This window comes from Candidatus Pseudomonas phytovorans, assembly GCA_029202525.1.
Lineage (GTDB): Bacteria > Pseudomonadota > Gammaproteobacteria > Pseudomonadales > Pseudomonadaceae > Aquipseudomonas > Aquipseudomonas phytovorans.
Genome location: CP119325.1, coordinates 5,030,052 through 5,046,738, shown reverse-complemented (window position 1 = coordinate 5,046,738; position 16,687 = coordinate 5,030,052). Strand labels below are relative to the sequence as shown.

The following is a 16,687-nucleotide window of genomic DNA, read 5'->3' as shown; positions in this document are numbered from 1 at the left end:
CGCGAAAGGGCCGGTACAGGCGACAAAAATCTAAAGGATTGAGACATGACCAACACCCAGCACACCGATGTGGTCCAACGCCAGTTCGGCGAACAGGCCAGCGCCTACCTCAGCAGCGCCGTGCACGCCCAGGGCAGTGAATTCGCCCTGCTGCAGGCCGAGCTGGCGGGGCAGGGTGCTGCCCGCGTGCTGGACCTGGGCTGCGGTGCCGGTCATGTCAGTTTCCACGTCGCCCCGCTGGTGGCTGAAGTGGTCGCCTACGACCTTTCGCATTCCATGCTCGACGTGGTCGCCAGCGCCGCCGCCGAGCGTGGCATGGCCAATATCACCACCGAGCGCGGCGCCGCCGAACGCCTGCCGTTCGCCGACGCTTCGTTCGAGTTCGTCTTCAGCCGCTACTCGGCCCACCACTGGAGCGACCTGGGCCTGGCCCTGCGCGAGGTGCGCCGGGTGCTCAAGCCAGGTGGCGTGGCGGCGTTCATCGACGTGATGTCGCCGGGCAGCCCGCTGCTCGACACCTACCTGCAAACGGTCGAAGTGCTGCGCGACACCAGCCATGTGCGCGACTACTCCGCCGCCGAATGGCAGCGCCAGGTCAGCGAAGCCGGCCTGCATGTGCGCAGCCACACGCGCCAGCCACTGCGCCTGGAGTTCACCAGCTGGGTCGAGCGTATGCGTACCCCAGAGCCGATGCGCGTGGCCATCCGCCAATTGCAGCAAGCCATGGGTGAAGAAGTACGGCAGTATTACCAGATCGAGGCCGACGGCTCGTTCAGCACGGATGTGCTGGTGTTGTGGGCCGAGCGTTAAGCACTTTTCGGTGGGGCCCGTTTGGCCGCACCGCGTGAATGGATAGAGGAAAGCATGAGCAAGCAGATTCTGATTCTCCCAGGTGACGGTATCGGCCCGGAAATCATGGCCGAAGCGGTCAAGGTGCTGGAGCTGGCCAACGACAAGTTCCAGCTCGGTTTCAGCCTGGCGCACGACGTGATCGGTGGCGCTGCCATCGACAAGCATGGTGTGCCGCTGGCCGACGAAACCCTGGAGCGCGCGCGCAACGCCGATGCTGTGCTGCTGGGCGCCGTGGGTGGCCCGAAGTGGGACAAGATCGAGCGTGACATCCGCCCGGAGCGCGGCCTGCTGAAGATCCGTTCGCAACTGGGCCTGTTCGCCAACCTGCGCCCGGCCATCCTCTACCCGCAACTGGCCGATGCCTCGTCGCTCAAGCCGGAAATCGTCGCCGGCCTGGACATCCTCATCGTCCGTGAGCTGACCGGCGGGATCTATTTCGGTGCCCCGCGTGGCCAGCGCGAGCTGGAAGGTGGCGAGCGCCAGGCCTACGACACCCTGCCGTACAGCGAAGGCGAAGTGCGCCGCATTGCCCGTGTCGGCTTCGACATGGCCCGCGTGCGTGGCAAGAAGCTGTGCTCGGTGGACAAGGCCAACGTCCTGGCGTCCAGCCAGCTGTGGCGTGAAGTGGTCGAAGACGTGGCCAAGGACTACCCGGATGTCGAACTGAGCCACATGTACGTCGACAACGCGGCCATGCAGCTGGTGCGTGCGCCCAAGCAGTTCGACGTGATGGTGACCGACAACATGTTCGGTGACATTCTGTCGGATGAAGCTTCCATGCTGACCGGTTCCATCGGCATGCTGCCTTCTGCGTCGCTGGATGCCGACAACAAGGGCATGTACGAGCCGTGCCACGGCTCGGCACCGGACATCGCTGGCCTCGGCATCGCCAACCCGCTGGCGACCATCCTGTCGGTGTCGATGATGCTGCGTTACAGCTTCAATCAGTCGGCTGCCGCCGAGGCGATCGAGAAGGCCGTGAGCCTGGTTCTGGACCAGGGTTTGCGTACCGGCGACATCTTCTCGGAAGGCTGCCGCAAAGTGGGTACGCAGGAAATGGGCGACGCAGTAGTCGCAGCGCTGCGGAATCTGTAATCTCTCTGGCCCGCCACCCCAAATTCCCGGTGGCGGCCCACTTTTAGCGAAGGTGTAGTTGCGATGAAACGTGTAGGTCTGATCGGTTGGCGCGGTATGGTCGGTTCCGTGCTCATGCAGCGGATGCTGGAGGAGCAGGATTTCGACCTTATCGAGCCGGTGTTCTTTACCACCTCCAATGTTGGCGGCCAGGGCCCGAACGTGGGCAAGGATACAGCGCCACTCAAGGACGCTTATTCGATTGAAGAACTCAAGACCCTCGACGTGATCCTGACCTGCCAGGGCGGCGACTACACCAACGAGGTCTTCCCCAAGCTGCGTGAAGCCGGCTGGCAGGGTTACTGGATCGATGCTGCCTCGTCCCTGCGCATGCAGGATGACGCCGTGATCGTTCTCGACCCGGTCAACCGCAAGGTCATCGACCAGCAGCTGGACGCCGGTACCAAGAACTACATCGGCGGCAACTGCACCGTCAGCCTGATGCTGATGGGCCTGGGTGGCCTGTTCGAAGCCGGCCTGGTCGAGTGGATGAGCGCCATGACCTACCAGGCGGCCTCGGGTGCCGGCGCGCAGAACATGCGTGAGCTGATCAAGCAGATGGGTGCCACCCACGCCGCCGTTGCCGATGACCTGGCCAACCCGGCCAGCGCCATCCTCGACATCGACCGCAAGGTTGCCGAGAGCATGCGCAGCGACGCCTTCCCGACCGAGAACTTTGGCGTGCCGCTGGCAGGCAGCCTGATCCCATGGATCGACAAGGAACTGCCGAACGGCCAGAGCCGTGAAGAGTGGAAGGCCCAGGCCGAGACCAACAAGATCCTCGGCCGCTTCAAGAGCCCGATCCCGGTCGACGGCATCTGCGTGCGCATCGGCGCCATGCGTTGCCACAGCCAGGCGCTGACCATCAAGCTGAACAAGGACGTGCCGATCGCCGACATCGAAGGCATGATCAGCCAGCACAACCCTTGGGTGAAGCTGGTGCCGAACCAGCGTGAAATCAGCATGCAGGAGCTGACCCCAACCAAGGTCACCGGCACCCTGAACATCCCGGTTGGCCGCCTGCGCAAGCTGAACATGGGCTCGCAGTACCTGGGCGCCTTCACCGTGGGTGACCAACTGCTGTGGGGCGCGGCCGAACCGCTGCGCCGCATGCTGCGGATCCTGCTGGAGCGTTGATCGTTCTGCTTTGACCAAAAACCCGCGCTGGCGACAGCGCGGGTTTTTTATTTCCTGAACGGCCTGCGGCCTGGGATTTTTTGTTTTGTAACAGCAGCGTCCTGCGATGGCAAAATGCCTAGATTAACGAGAAGTATTCTCATTATACTCGGCCTCCCCAGTTTGCCTGAGCATAGGAAAGTGCTGACGTGCTGGAACAACTCTTCAACGAACACGCCTCCACCTTGCACCGCTATCTGCTGCGCAAGAACTGCACGCCAAGCCTGGCGTCGGACATCGTCCAGGAAACCTTCCTGCGGTTGGCGCAGATGGATGGCGTAGAGCGGTTGCTCGCGACCCCGGCCTATCTGTTCCGCGTTGCCCACAACCTGATGATCGACCATCATCGCCGTTACGGCAGCAAGCGCTACGAAGCGGAGTCTGCGAGTATCTTCGATGGCTTGATCGATGAAGCCAGTTCGCCAGAGGACCAGGCCCTGGGTGCCCTGGAACTGGAACGCCTGCACGCAACCCTTGAGCTGCTGCCCGAGCGCACGCGCAACGTGTTCCTGCTGTGCCGGGTAGAAGGTATGACACACAAAGAGGCCGCCGAGTATTTACGGATTTCCACCAGCTCTGTACAAAAACACTTGGCCAGCGCATTGGCCAGGATTGGGCGAGGGCTTGAACCTGACCAGTAGACCAGGCACAAGCGCTGACCTGGCCGGGCTACCAGAAAAACACCAACAGGCAGCAAACACCGTACCGTGAACCCCTCAGAACCTGTTGACCCGATCGAGCGCAAGGCCGCCGATTGGGTCATGAAACACCGTCAAGGTCGCCTCGGCCCCGCCGAGCAAGCGGCCTATCGGCGTTGGCTGGAAGCCGACCCCCGGCATGCTGCGGTCGCTCAGCGCCTTGACCGCGCCTGGCAGGCCAGTGCAGCGCTGCGCCAGGGCTATGTGCGGCCACCGCGCCCGGCCCGTGCTGCCGGGCCGCTGGGCTGGCTACACGCTGTATGGCAGCGGCCCTGGGCCTGTGGTGGCGCACTTGGCGGATTGGCGATGGCCTGTTGGTTGTGGCTGGCGCCGCCATTCTGGGTGCAGGGCCTGGGCGCCGACTACCAGACGGGGTATGGCGAAGTGCGCCATGTCACGTTGGGCGATGGTAGCAAGCTTGTACTGGGCAGCCGCAGCATCCTCAGCGTTGCCTATGACGGCCAGCGCCGCACGGTGCGCCTCACACGCGGCGAGGCTGTCTTCAGTCCTTCACCCGTGGGTGAAACGGAGCCGCGCCCCTTCACCGTCAGCACGCCGGGGGCAAACATCACCGCCCGCGGCACTCGATACCTGGTTGCGGTCGACAAGGATGACCGCTCTGGCTGGGTCGGCGTGCTGCAGCACAGCGTCGAAATCAACCTGGTCTCCCGTGGTCTTGACGATGCGTCGGCGTCTGCCGTGCTGCAGCAAGGCGACAGCCTGTACTTCGGCCCGCATACCGGGCTCAAGCCCCTGGAGCAATCCCCGGAAGAACTCGCCAGCTGGCAGGAGGGCAGGGTGGTGCTGCGCCAGCAGACCTTGGCCCAGGCCGTCGAGCAGTTGGGGCGTTATCGCACCGGGTTGACGCTGGTGCGCGGCGAAGCGCTGCGGCGCCTGCCGGTGACGGCCGTGGCGCGGGTCGACCATGTCGATGACGCCCTCAAGCAGTTGGCCAGGCAGGCACATGCCCGGGTATTGGAGGTTCCAGGCGCATTGCTGATTTATTGATCTAAAAAAGTAATCTAATAGAACATATCGCTCTACTGCGTTTTCCGGCTTCGCACGTTACTGAATGCAAATAACTCTTATTTGTCTTTAGCTAGGGTGCTTGGAAACGATGTCAAAGGGAGCTTCAGGGCGTTTTGCCCATCAACGTGGAAAGCTGAGCCTGGGAATTCAGCTGGCACTGTTGGCTTGCTGCAGCGCCACGCCGGTACTGCCAGCCATGGCCGCCACCGACCCCGCTGCCGCTGCGCGCAGCCAGGGCGGCCAGTACCATCAGTTTGATGTGAAGGGTGGGGCACTTGAAGATGCCATGCTGCAGCTGGCACGCCAGGCGGGCGCCGAGCTCTACCTCACGGGTGATGCCTTCGCCGGCCTGTACGCCAACCCGGTGCAGGGCCGCTACTCTTTGGAAGGCGCGCTGCAGCAACTGCTCAGCGGCCTGCCGGTCAGCTTCAGCCTCAGCGGCGGTGCCGAGCGCCCGGTCATTCACCTGCAATCGGCCACCAGTGCCGGCAATGACGACCTGCACCCAACCTACGTCTACAGCCAGCGCGATGGCCGCACCCGGGACGAAAAGGGCTACAGCGACATCTACGATCAGGACATCTCCACCGTCTACGCCGGCAAGGAGCAGATCGAGCGCTACAAAGGCGCTGCGCCAGCCGACGTGTTCAAGGGCATGCTCAACGTGTACAGCGGCGATGCCCGCAACAGTGGCGCGCTGGACCCGAACGTACGCGGCATCCAGGGCCCTGGCCGGGTACCGCTGACCATCGACGGCACCGAGCAGGCGCTGACCGTGTACCGCGGTTACATGGGCGCCAACAACCGCAACTACATCGACCCTAACCTGATCGGTTCGATCAAGGTGATCAAGGGGCCGAATCTGGAGCGCAACGTCTACAGCGGCGTTGGCGGTGCGGTGGTGGCCAACACCCTGAGCGTCGATGACATTCTCAAGGAAGGCGAGGAGTTCGGCGGCGAGTTCAAGATCGAGGGTAGCAACAACTCGGTGTCGCCGAAGCTGCCAACCTTGATGACCGGGCAGATGCCGGGTGCGGACTACCAGTACATCCCGATCAACTCCTACTACGACCCGTCGCTGTACAAGCACCCACGCACCAGTAGCAGTAACGACTTGTTGTCGAGCGACGACAAGGCCTATCGACTGGCACTGGGTACCCGTCAGGAGCATTTCGACCTGATGGGCGCCTATGCGTATCGGGAAAAAGGCAATCACTACGCCGGCAAGAAAAAGAGCAGTTATTACTCCAGCGGCGAACTGGTCGACGGCAAATGGGACTATGTGCCGAACCTTGCCCGTATCTACAAACCCGGCGACGAAGTGCCCAACAGCTCCAGCAAGATGGAGTCGTGGCTGGGCAAGGCCACCTGGAAAATCGACGAAGGTCAGAGCCTGGAGTTTGGCTATCGCGCCACCGACTCGTTATATGGCGAGATCCTGCCGTCGCGCATTTCCTTCTTCACCCCGGGCAGTACTTACGATGCCGCGAACTATGGTGTGCCGCAGTGGCCGCTGAGCCATGTGGACAGCAAGGCCTATAACGTCGAGTACAAGCTCAACCCGGACGACAACCGTTGGGTCGACTTCTACTCCAACTTGTGGATGACGCGAACGGTCAGCGATACCTATAGCTCGGGTGGCGTGCCCAACGAAACGACGGCGCAGAACCGCGAGTTTCGCAATACGGCTGTGGCCAATGCCAAGCATGACCGCGCCGGCCTCACGGTCAGCAACAAGCTCAAGCTGCTGGACAGCCTGGACCTGACGTTGGGGGGCAGTTACCAGCATGAAAAACTGAGTTCGGGTGACGGCATGTTGGACCCGAGCACGTTAGGGGCAACTCGACTGTTTCCAAGGGCAGGGCGACGCGAGGAGCAGGAGTACAACTTCAACTTTGATTGGCAGCCGGTCTCCTTTGCACGGTTCACCGCAGGCGGGCGTTATTCCTCGTACTGGTCGTTCGACGACTTTCTCAGTAAGCGGCAGCGCGACACCGGTGTGACCACCCAGACTGTGGCAACCGGCAAAGAGCTCATCTATTACACGCGCAGAGACTTGTCCCAGGAAGAGTGGCGTGCAGCAGTGGATGAGAGCATCGCGGGGGACGCATGGATGTGGGACATGTTTGGCTTTACCGAGGAGCAGAAGCAGGCAGCCATTGAAGCGACTGAACGCGATACACCACGCTCGGTAGAGACCGAGCACAGGGCACACTGGGCACATGACGGAAAAGGGCGGTACCAGCGGAGTAATAACCCGTGCCTCGAGGCTGCGGCCACGGCAGATATCTATGGCTGTACCCCAAATTTGTATAGCGGTGCTGCAGATGCTGTAGACAGTGAAGGCAATCTGGTCAATCAAATCGAGGACACCTCGGCAAAGCATCGTAGGGACCAGGGTTGGGTGCCCAACCTCTCGGCTACGTTCTTTACCTCGGAAAATGGCCGGTTCTACTTGCGTTACAGCGAAGCGATTCGTTATCCGAGCATGTTTGAAAGTACCGTTGGCTTTTCTGCATCGCTGACGCCTTGGCAACTGGAGCCGGAACACGCCCATAACTATGAAGTGGCCTACATTCACAATCTGAGTGGTTGGCTCGGCAGTGAACAAGCGGATGTCAAGCTTACCTACTATCACAACACCACGGATAACGTCATCGAGCGCAGCCCGCAACTGGTGTTCTCCAATGTGGACAAGCAAACGACAGCAGGTATCGAGTTGCAAGGCAGGTACGACAATGGCGGTTTCTTTACCGACCTGAGCGTGGCGCATGTGCTTAAAAACAAAGTGTGCGATGAAAACTCGGCCATGCAACTTGATGCTACCGGCGGCATCGCTAATTGCGTCGATGATGGTTTTCTCGGTGGTTATCTGGTGGGCATGGCCATGCCTGAATGGTCTGCCAACCTGGCCTTGGGGGCACGGTTCCTGGATCGACGCCTGGAAGTCGGTGGGCGTGTCATTTATTACAAGGGGCACGACAGCAAATTTCATAACAACTACAGCGGCAATCCCATGGTTTCGTATTACCTGAATACGCCGTTGTCTTGGGATGACATTGTGACGTATGACGCGTATGTCAATTACAAAGTGACGGACGACGTCAGTGTCGAGTTGGTCGGCACCAATCTGAGCAATCTTTATTACCTGGACCCCCTCACGCGTTCGGCCATGCCCGCGCCGGGGCGAACATTGAAAATCGGTTTGACTGCAAACTTCTAAGGTGGAATGACTATGGACGGGTGAAAGCGCCGAAAGTCGGACGTGCTTTTGTGTTGGATACTATTAACTTATCAATGGATTATGAAATGAAAGCGTTCAATGTTTCCGTACTTGCAGTTGCACTCCTGGGCCTGGCTGGCATTGCGCAGGCTGACGTGTCCTCGGGGCAGAGCTACACGGGCTCCATCGTAGTGGGTGGTTCCCAAGGCAACTCTACCAATCACCCAGGTGAAGCGGGCGCGCCAGCCGTGGGTGTGACGGCATTTTACGGTGGTGCAAAAGTTGGTTTCAGCGGGCTCAAGAACATGGTTGCTGCTGATACCAATGGCGTAACCACCATTACCCCAGCCATGATGCCGCCTTCGCACTCTGCCCTCGGCAACTTCGACTTCAAGCAGGTTTCCACCCAGCAGGTCTACTTCGGCGAATGGTCGCAGAACGGCACCAACAACGACCCGACCCGTGTCGTCTACTACTCTGGCGACACCGCCGGGCGAGTACTGCCGACCACCAATGTTGCCTATGCAGTGCAGGGCATCAGCAACTACTCCGGTGCCAACATGATGTCGGGTGAGATGAATGCAACCTTTGGTGCTGCAGCGCCGAAACTCACGGGTTATGTCGGCAATAGCGCGCTGAGAGTCACTGTCGATGCCACCATCGACAAGACTAATGCATCCTTCTCGGGTACTTCCAAAGCCTCGAATCCTGCCAATAACGCGCAGCTGTCTGTGGGTACTACCCAAGGTAGCTTCTTCGGCGCCGGCGCTACTGCCTCCCTGGCCGGTATCGCCAAGTTCGCCGACCGCAACTACGATACCGCCTTCGGTGGCGTGAAGAAGTAAGCCGACCCGCTTGATGCTGGTCAGTTAAGTGCATCAGGGCCGCATTGCGGCCCTGATTGCTGCTATTTCAAGGCACCCCGAGAGCCGAGCAATGCCCCAGCCTTCACGCCTGCATTACCTGCTTCTGCTTTATCTCCCGCTTTCTCTCCCCTCCATCGCTCAGGCCGATCAGGACACCAACCTGCGCCTGAACCAGAGCATCGAGTACCGCGCCAACCGCCAGGAGCGCGAGCTGCTCAAGGACGAAATTGCCGGCACCACGCTGGTCATCGATGGCCAGACCTACCGGGTAGAAAACAACCTCGACGACCTGGGTCGCGCCCTCTATGTTTCGGTGCAGCGCCAGCAGTGGGCCGACGTGAACGCCTTCCGCGCCCGCTACGTCGCGTTGCCTGGCCACGACCCCATGCTGCTGGCCTACGCCGATGGCGCACTGGCCCGCTCGCGCGGCGATCTGGAGCAAGCCGAGGCGCACTACCGCCAGTTGCTGGCACTGCAGGGCAACTTTCTACCCGGCCAGCTGGAACTGGCCCGGGTGCTGTTCGAAAACCGCAAGGACCGCGAGTCTACCGAAGCCTTCCGCCAGATCAGCCAGAGCCTGGGCCCAGCCGATGCACGCAACCAGGGCCTGGGCAATACCGTCGACAGTTTCATCGACGCGCTGGACCACCGCGAAAGCTGGCAAGGCTCGCTGGCCATCGGCCCGACCTGGAACGACAACCTCAACCAGTCCTCGGAAAGCACCACCCACTACCAGCTGGAAACCAGCGACGGGGTGTACCTGGTCGAGCGCAAGATGCCCAAGGCGGTGTCGGCACAGGGCATCGACTACGAAGCCACGCTGAACAAGCGCGTTGCGCTGTCTGGCCACCATGGCGTGTTTGGCCGGGCGCTGGCCTATGGCCAGGCTTACGACAAAGAAGCCAAGTACAACGAAGACACCTTCATCGGCAACACCGGCTACAGCTATCAGGACGGGCGCAATCAGTACAGCCTGGGCCCACAGTTCGAATACAACCGCATTGGCAGCGACCCGATGTACTCGGCCTGGGGCCTGCGCGGTGAATGGATGCACAACCTTTCAGCTACCCGCATGCTCAAGCTGGAAGGCGAATACAAGGACATGGCCTACCGCCGCCAGGCCGCCGACACCTATGACGGCAGCGCGGCCTCGGTGTATGCGACCCTGTGGCAAGCGCTGCCGCAGCAGTGGGTGCTGTTCGGCGGTTTTGACCTCACCGACCGCAACACCAAGGATGCGACCGAGGCCTACTTCCAACGGGGCCTGCGCGTGGGCGTGGCCAAGGACTTCGACATCGGCCTGAGCACCGTGCTGTTCGCCTCCTGGCGTACCCGCCAGTACGACGCCTACAGCGCATTACTGGATGACCGGCGCCACGAAGAAGAACAGGGCTATACCTTTATCGTCAGGGCCCCCGCGTTGGCCTTCCACGACCTGGTGCCAAGTCTGACCTTCAAGTACAACAAGGTGAACAGCAACGTCGACTGGCTGTACAGCTGGGAGCGCAACAGCGTCAGCCTCAAGCTGGAAAAACAGTTTTGATGCGGGTGTTCGCCATGACATGTTCATCGCCTTTGAGATCGAGCGCCGCCCGCGCGGCGCTTCGCGGGGCAAGCCCGCTCCCACATTTGTTGCAACGTGCCATACCTGTCAGGCCATGGTTTTCAGCCTTGTCAGCCCGACCCGAACTCAAGCCTGGCGCCTCTACCGCTCCATCTGTCTCAAGCCCTGCACCAAGGCGGGGAACGCCTCTCCCACAGGCATGGCCACGTTGCAACAAATGTGGGAGCGGGCTTGCCCCGCGAAGCGCCGCGCGGGCGGCGCTCGATTTCATAGGCGATGCACATGTGATGGCGAACCCCTGCCAGCCCTGACGCAATCACCGTAGCCTCCCCCGACCAATGCGAGTAAAGTGCCGCTCCCGTTTCGCCTGAGGCAGCCAGCAGCATGAACCCTACATTCGATATCGCCGTCGTCGGCGCCACCGGCAGCGTCGGTGAAACCTTGGTACAGGTGCTCGAAGAACTGGCGTTCCCGGTCGCCACATTGCACCTGCTGGCCAGCATGGAGTCGGCCGGCAGCAGCGTGATGTTCGCCGGCAAGAAGCTCAAGGTGCGTGAAGTCGACAGCTTCGACTTTGCCCAGGTCAAGCTGGCCTTCTTCGCCACCGGCGCCGCCGTCAGCCGCAGCTTTGCCAACAAGGCGCTGCAGGCGGGCTGTACGGTCATCGACCTGTCCGGTGGCCTGGACGACGCCCTGGCCCTGGTGCCGGAAGCCAACGCCGAACGCCTGGCTGGCCTGGCGTTGCCGGCACGCATCGTCAGCCCATGCTCGGCCGCAGTGGCTCTGGCTGTCGCGCTGGCACCGCTCAAGGGCCTGCTCGACATCGAGCGGGTGCAGGTGATGGCATCGCTGGCGGTGTCCGCGCAAGGCCGCGAAGCGGTCAGCGAACTGGCCCGGCAAACCGCCGAGCTGCTCAATGCCCGGCCGCTGGAGCCGCGCTTCTTCGACCGCCAAGTGGCATTCAACCTGCTTGCCCAGGTAGGTGCCGTCGATGAGCAGGGCCATACCGCACTGGAGCGCCGCCTGGTCAGCGAGTTGCGCGTGCTGCTGGGCATGCCTGAATTGAAGATTTCCGTGAGCTGCGTTCAAGTCCCGGTGTTTTTCGGCGATAGCTTCAGTGTGGCCGTGCAGAGCCGTCGCCTGGTCGACCTGGAGGCGGTCAACCAGGCTTTGGACGCAGCCGATAGCGTCGAGTTGGTGGAGCGTGACGATTATCCGACTCCGGTTGGTGACGCAGTGGGCCAAGACGTGGTCTATGTTGGTCGTGTACGCCACGGTATTGACGAAGACCAGCAGCTCAACCTCTGGCTGACCACCGACAACGTGCGCAAGGGCGCCGCGCTCAATGCCGTGCAAGTGGCACAATTGTTGATTAAACAGATGCCGTAAAAGATACTGGCGAGCACTTTTGTCCTGCTCTGCTTGCAGGTTTCGGGACGATTCATACAAGGGAAGAGGTCATGCTTCGAATTCGCAAACTGGTTCTGGCCATGGCTGCAGCATCAGCGCTGTCGTCTGGCATGGCGAATGCGCTGGGCCTGGGGGAGCTGACCCTGAAGTCGGCACAGAATCAGCCGCTGGACGCCGAGATCGAGTTGCTCGACGTGCGCGACCTCAAAGCCGCCGAAGTGGTGCCGAGCCTGGCGTCGCCGGAAGAGTTCAGCAAGGCAGGGGTGGCGTTACCAACCTACCTCGAAGACCTGACCTTCACCCCGGTGATCAACCCCAACGGCAAGAGCGTGCTGCGGGTTACCTCCAGCCAGCCGCTGCCGGGGTCAGTGGTCAAATTCCTGGTCCAGGTGATGTGGCCGCAGGGCCGCCTGCTGCGTGACTACAGCGTACTGCTCGACCAGGCCAAGGCCCAGGGCGACAAACCGGCGGCGGGTAATGTTGCACCGGCGGTAACCGGTGCCAGCAACTACACCACCCAGCGCCGCGACACCCTCTGGCAGATCGCTGCAGGCAATACCCAGGGTGGCTCGATCCAGCAGACCATGATCGCGATCCAGGCGCTGAACCCGGACGCTTTCATTGGCAACAACATCAACCAGCTGAAGGTTGGCCAGGTGTTGCGCCTGCCCGACCAGCAGCAGATCCAGACCATTGCGCAGGGCGAGGCGAACAGCGAGGTGGCCGAGCAGTATGCCGCCTGGCGTGAAGGCCGCCGCCTGGGCCCGCGTGCCCGCCAGCTGGATGCTACCCGCCGCGGCGCCGCCGAAGCAGCCCCGGCGCGCATCGCCCAGGGCGACAACCTGCGCCTGGTCAGCCCGGGCAACCAGGCCGGTGCTGGCCAGGCCAAGGCGCTCAACGACAAGCTGGCAGTGGCCGAGGAAAGCCTGGACACCAGCCGCCGCGACAACGACGAACTCAAAAGCCGCATGACCGACCTGCAAAGCCAGCTGGACAAGCTGCAGCGGTTGATCGAGCTGAAAAACGACCAGTTGGCACGTCTTGAAGGCCAGGGCGCGGCCGCTCCGGCGGTGGCTGCTGCTACTCCGGCCCAGCCGGCAGCGGCAGCCCAGCCTGCGGTCAAGCCTGCACCTGCCGCCGCCGATACCGCGCCCAAGCCAGTGCCGGCCGCCAAGCCAGCGCCAGTCAGCCAGCCACACAGCGCACTTGACCAGGTGCTGAGCAACCCGTGGCTGCTTGGGTTGATTGCCGGCTCCAGCATCCTGGTGCTGGCCTTGTTGCTGTGGCTGCTGGCGCGCAAGCGCAAGGCCCAGCAGGAAGCTGAAAAGCACCTGCGCATGGCACGGGCGCTGGAAGAAGAGCAAGGCACAGGTTTCGACAACGATGCAGAGAGCCTCGACGGCGTCGAGGTCTCCGAGCCGAGCGTGACCCTGTCGCCAGCCGTGGTCGCCGCCTCGGCAGCCGCAGCGGTTGCTGCGGAAAAAATCGCAGAGCCTGAGCCTGAACCGCAAGCCGACCCGCACGGTGTGTTGCTGGCCGAAGTCGATCAGTGCCTGGCCGAAGGCCGCCTGAACCGTGCCGCCGAGCTGCTGGAGCCGGCTGTGGCTGCCGCGCCGGAGCGTGACGACCTGCGCCTGAAACTGATGGACGTTTACGCCCGCCAGGGTGACCAGAGCGCGTTCGTCGAACACGAACGCCAACTGCCGGCCAGCGAACAGAACACCGCTGAAGTCGCCGGGCTGAAAGAGCGTTACCCGGCCATGCTCGGCCTGGCCGCTGCCGGCCTGGGCGCGGCAGCACTGGCTGCCGAGATGGATGAGCAATACGTTCAGGAACTGCTGCACGATGAGCCTGAGGCGCCGGTGGTTGCCGATGTGGTGCCTGACGAAGTGCCAGAATTCGAACCGCAAGTCGAGGCGCAGCCGGAGGTTGTCGCGCAAGCGGAGCCCGAGATTGCGTTCGAGCCAGAGGCGGAACTGGATGCTTTCGATGAAGTGCCAATCCTCGATGTAGCTGGCCTGGAAGACCAGGGGCTGGGCGAGCAGGATCTGGGCGAGCAGGATTTGGACAGTGCCTTCGACCTGAGCCTGGGTGAAGACCTGCCCGAAGAAGACCCGCTGGCAGCACCGTTGTTTGACGAGCCCGCAGTGGCGGAACCTGTCCCCGATGAGCTGGTCATTGCCGAGCCTGTGCTGGACGAGCCGGAGCAGGAAGACGCTCAGCCTGAAGACGAGCCGTTCGCCGTGGATGCCGAACTGCAAGCCGACGCTGATGCCGATTTCGAGGCCATGCTTGCCCAGACCGAGGCGCAGCCTGCCGTAGACCTGTCTGATTTCGACCTCGATGTCAGCGAGCCGGTTGCACCGGCCGCCCCGGATGCAGTGGAAGAGGCCCCGGTGGACATCGCCGCCGAGCTGGCTGCATTCGACAGCGTGCCGGAGTTTGACCCGGTATCCGACTTCGACATGCCGTCAGACTTCGACCTGTCGCTGTCGCTGGAAGACGACTCGCCGGCCGCCAAGCGCTTTGCCTCGGAGCTTGATGACGTCAATGCCGAGCTGGACAAGCTGTCGCAGAGCCTCGAATCGCCCTCGCTGGAGCCGCACTTTACCAGCGAGGACGCAGCAGCCCAGCCGGAACCCGAGCCGCTGGACGACCTGGACTTCGACTTCTTCTCCGGCAGTGACGAGGTGGCCACCAAGCTCGACCTGGCTCGCGCCTACATCGACATGGGCGACAACCAGGGCGCACGCGACATCCTTGATGAAGTAGTCAAGGACGGCGACGACACCCAGCGCCAGGAAGCCGAGGACATGCTCTCCCGTTTGGTCTGAGGTAGCCTGCACCGGCCTCTTCGCGGGTAAACCCGCTCCCACAGGTCCTATACAGGGCTTGAATCTGTGAGGTCCCTGTGGGAGCGGGTTTACCCGCGAAGAGGCCCGCAAGCACGACACACATCCAACGGCAGCCCTACGAGGCTGCCGTTGTCGTTATAATCCCCGCCATTCCGTACACCCCACAGGTTTCATGCGCTTGGACATCATCGACACCGCTACCGCCGAATCCGCGGCCGCAGGCTACTCCCGAATCGCCCTGGGCGTGGAATACAAGGGCGCCCGCTACCGCGGCTGGCAGCGCCAGGCCAGCGGTGTGCCCAGTGTTCAGCAAGCGCTGGAAAAAGCGCTTTCCACGGTCGCCAACGAGCCGATTTCGGTCATTTGTGCCGGCCGCACCGACGCCGGCGTGCACGGCTGCGGGCAGGTCGTGCATTTCGACACCCGCGCCGTACGCGACGAGCGCGCCTGGACCATGGGCACCAATTTCAACCTGCCGCACGACATCAGCGTGGTCTGGTCGCGGCCAATGCCGGCGGACTTCCACGCGCGTTTCAAGGCCTGCGCCCGGCGCTACCGCTACGTCATCTACAACGACCCGATCCGCCCTGCGCACCTGGCCGAGGAAGTGACCTGGAACCACCGCCCACTGGATGTCGAACGCATGGCCGAAGCGGCGCAGTTCCTGCTCGGCACCCACGACTTCAGCGCCTTTCGCGCCAGCCAGTGCCAGGCCAAGTCGCCGATCAAGCACATCTACCACCTGCGCATTACCCGCCATGGCCAGATGATCGTGCTGGACGTACGCGCCACCGCCTTCCTGCACCACATGGTGCGTAACATTGTCGGTGTGCTGACGGCCATCGGCGCTGGCGAGCGCCCGGTGACCTGGGCGCGTGAAGTGCTGGAAGGGCGCAACCGCAGTGAAGGCGGGGTCACCGCCCATCCGTACGGGCTTTACCTGGTCAAGGTGGAGTACCCCGAGGCGTATGCGCTGCCCCAGCGTTACATCGGCCCACACTTTTTGACCGGCTACGACGCGTTGGCAGACTGACGGACGAAAAGTCATTTGCTAAGATCCGGCCTTTCACCGTAATCACCAGGGTTTGCGTTCCATGAGCAATGTTCGCAGCAAGATCTGCGGGATCACCCGTATCGAAGACGCACTGGCCGCTGCCGAAGCGGGTGCCGATGCCATCGGCTTTGTCTTCTATGCCAAGAGCCCGCGGGCTGTGGATGTGCGTCAGGCGCGGGCGATCATTGCCGAGCTGCCGCCGTTCGTGACCACGGTCGGGTTGTTCGTCAACGCTTCGCGCTGCGAGCTGAACGAGATCCTCGAAGTGGTTCCGCTGGACCTGCTACAGTTCCACGGCGACGAAACCCCGCAAGACTGCGAAGGCTACCACCGCCCCTGGATCAAGGCCCTGCGTGTGCGCCCGGGCGATGACCTGGAGGCCGCCTGCCAGCTGTACGCCGGCGCCCGCGGCATCTTGCTGGACACCTACGTGGCCGGTGTGCCCGGGGGAACCGGCGAGGCGTTCGACTGGTCACTGGTGCCGGCACACCTCAGCAAGCCCATCATCCTGGCGGGCGGGCTGTCGGCCGATAATGTCGGCCAGGCCATTGCCCAGGTGCGGCCTTACGCGGTGGATGTCAGCGGTGGCGTCGAACAGGCCAAGGGCATCAAGGACGCGGCGAAAATCGAGGCCTTCATGCAGGCGGTGAAACAGGCGTGATGGCAGATGTGACGGCTGGCTGCGCGCCATCGTCCATAGCTTTCGCAGCCCTGCGGGGCAGCCGCCTGTGGCGGCACAACAACCCATTAGCGGTGGAGTGGCACGCTGGCAGCCCCGGTGGCCGGTCCATCATCGTTACATAAAAGATTTTGAGCTCAAGGGCAG

12 protein-coding genes are annotated in these 16,687 nt (G+C 62.4%); all 12 read left to right on the top strand.

Annotated features, from left to right (window positions below; genetic code table 11):
* Nucleotides 1-45: 45 nt before the first annotated feature.
* Nucleotides 46-810: a methyltransferase domain-containing protein gene (locus P0Y58_22120; GenBank protein WEK29571.1), complete on the top strand. Its 765-nt coding sequence runs from the start codon at nt 46-48 to the stop codon at nt 808-810.
* A gap of 54 nt (nt 811-864) precedes the next feature.
* On the top strand, nt 865-1,947 hold the full coding sequence (gene leuB / locus P0Y58_22115; GenBank protein WEK29570.1) for a 3-isopropylmalate dehydrogenase: 1,083 nt from the start codon (nt 865-867) through the stop codon (nt 1,945-1,947).
* A 63-nt stretch (nt 1,948-2,010) separates the two neighbouring features.
* Nucleotides 2,011-3,123, top strand: coding sequence for an aspartate-semialdehyde dehydrogenase (gene asd / locus P0Y58_22110; GenBank protein WEK29569.1), 1,113 nt, complete (start codon nt 2,011-2,013; stop codon nt 3,121-3,123).
* Between the two features lie 188 nt (nt 3,124-3,311).
* Nucleotides 3,312-3,803, top strand: a complete 492-nt coding sequence (locus P0Y58_22105) for an RNA polymerase sigma factor (GenBank protein ID WEK29568.1) — start codon at nt 3,312-3,314, stop codon at nt 3,801-3,803.
* Nucleotides 3,804-3,869: 66 nt separating this feature from the next.
* The gene (locus P0Y58_22100; protein WEK29567.1) at nt 3,870-4,868 is read left to right on the top strand and encodes a FecR domain-containing protein; all 999 of its coding nucleotides are present in this window, start codon (nt 3,870-3,872) and stop codon (nt 4,866-4,868) included.
* A 109-nt stretch (nt 4,869-4,977) separates the two neighbouring features.
* A complete protein-coding gene (locus P0Y58_22095) occupies nt 4,978-8,112 on the top strand; it encodes a TonB-dependent receptor (protein WEK29566.1) in 3,135 nt (1,044 codons plus the stop codon).
* Nucleotides 8,113-8,198: 86 nt separating this feature from the next.
* Nucleotides 8,199-8,957 (top strand): hypothetical protein, encoded by a 759-nt coding sequence (locus tag P0Y58_22090; GenBank protein ID WEK29565.1) that lies wholly within the window; start codon nt 8,199-8,201, stop codon nt 8,955-8,957.
* Nucleotides 8,958-9,048: 91 nt separating this feature from the next.
* Nucleotides 9,049-10,521, top strand: a complete 1,473-nt coding sequence (locus P0Y58_22085; GenBank protein WEK29564.1) for a surface lipoprotein assembly modifier — start codon at nt 9,049-9,051, stop codon at nt 10,519-10,521.
* Between the two features lie 405 nt (nt 10,522-10,926).
* Complete coding sequence (locus P0Y58_22080; protein ID WEK29563.1) at nt 10,927-11,931, top strand: aspartate-semialdehyde dehydrogenase; 1,005 nt, start codon at nt 10,927-10,929, stop codon at nt 11,929-11,931.
* 71 nt (nt 11,932-12,002) lie between these two features.
* Complete coding sequence (locus tag P0Y58_22075; protein WEK29562.1) at nt 12,003-14,786, top strand: LysM peptidoglycan-binding domain-containing protein; 2,784 nt, start codon at nt 12,003-12,005, stop codon at nt 14,784-14,786.
* A gap of 193 nt (nt 14,787-14,979) precedes the next feature.
* Nucleotides 14,980-15,840, top strand: a complete 861-nt coding sequence (gene truA / locus P0Y58_22070) for a tRNA pseudouridine(38-40) synthase TruA (GenBank protein WEK29561.1) — start codon at nt 14,980-14,982, stop codon at nt 15,838-15,840.
* A 61-nt stretch (nt 15,841-15,901) separates the two neighbouring features.
* The gene (locus P0Y58_22065) at nt 15,902-16,522 is read left to right on the top strand and encodes a phosphoribosylanthranilate isomerase (GenBank protein WEK29560.1); all 621 of its coding nucleotides are present in this window, start codon (nt 15,902-15,904) and stop codon (nt 16,520-16,522) included.
* Nucleotides 16,523-16,687: the final 165 nt, after the last annotated feature.

Coding starts and splice junctions, on each gene's coding strand:
- P0Y58_22120 (WEK29571.1), top strand. CDS start 46: ATGACCAACACCCAGCACACCGATGTGGTCCAACGCCAGTTCGGCGAA.
- leuB (WEK29570.1), top strand. CDS start 865: ATGAGCAAGCAGATTCTGATTCTCCCAGGTGACGGTATCGGCCCGGAA.
- asd (WEK29569.1), top strand. CDS start 2,011: ATGAAACGTGTAGGTCTGATCGGTTGGCGCGGTATGGTCGGTTCCGTG.
- P0Y58_22095 (WEK29566.1), top strand. CDS start 4,978: ATGTCAAAGGGAGCTTCAGGGCGTTTTGCCCATCAACGTGGAAAGCTG.
- P0Y58_22090 (WEK29565.1), top strand. CDS start 8,199: ATGAAAGCGTTCAATGTTTCCGTACTTGCAGTTGCACTCCTGGGCCTG.
- P0Y58_22085 (WEK29564.1), top strand. CDS start 9,049: ATGCCCCAGCCTTCACGCCTGCATTACCTGCTTCTGCTTTATCTCCCG.
- P0Y58_22080 (WEK29563.1), top strand. CDS start 10,927: ATGAACCCTACATTCGATATCGCCGTCGTCGGCGCCACCGGCAGCGTC.
- P0Y58_22075 (WEK29562.1), top strand. CDS start 12,003: ATGCTTCGAATTCGCAAACTGGTTCTGGCCATGGCTGCAGCATCAGCG.
- truA (WEK29561.1), top strand. CDS start 14,980: ATGCGCTTGGACATCATCGACACCGCTACCGCCGAATCCGCGGCCGCA.
- P0Y58_22065 (WEK29560.1), top strand. CDS start 15,902: ATGAGCAATGTTCGCAGCAAGATCTGCGGGATCACCCGTATCGAAGAC.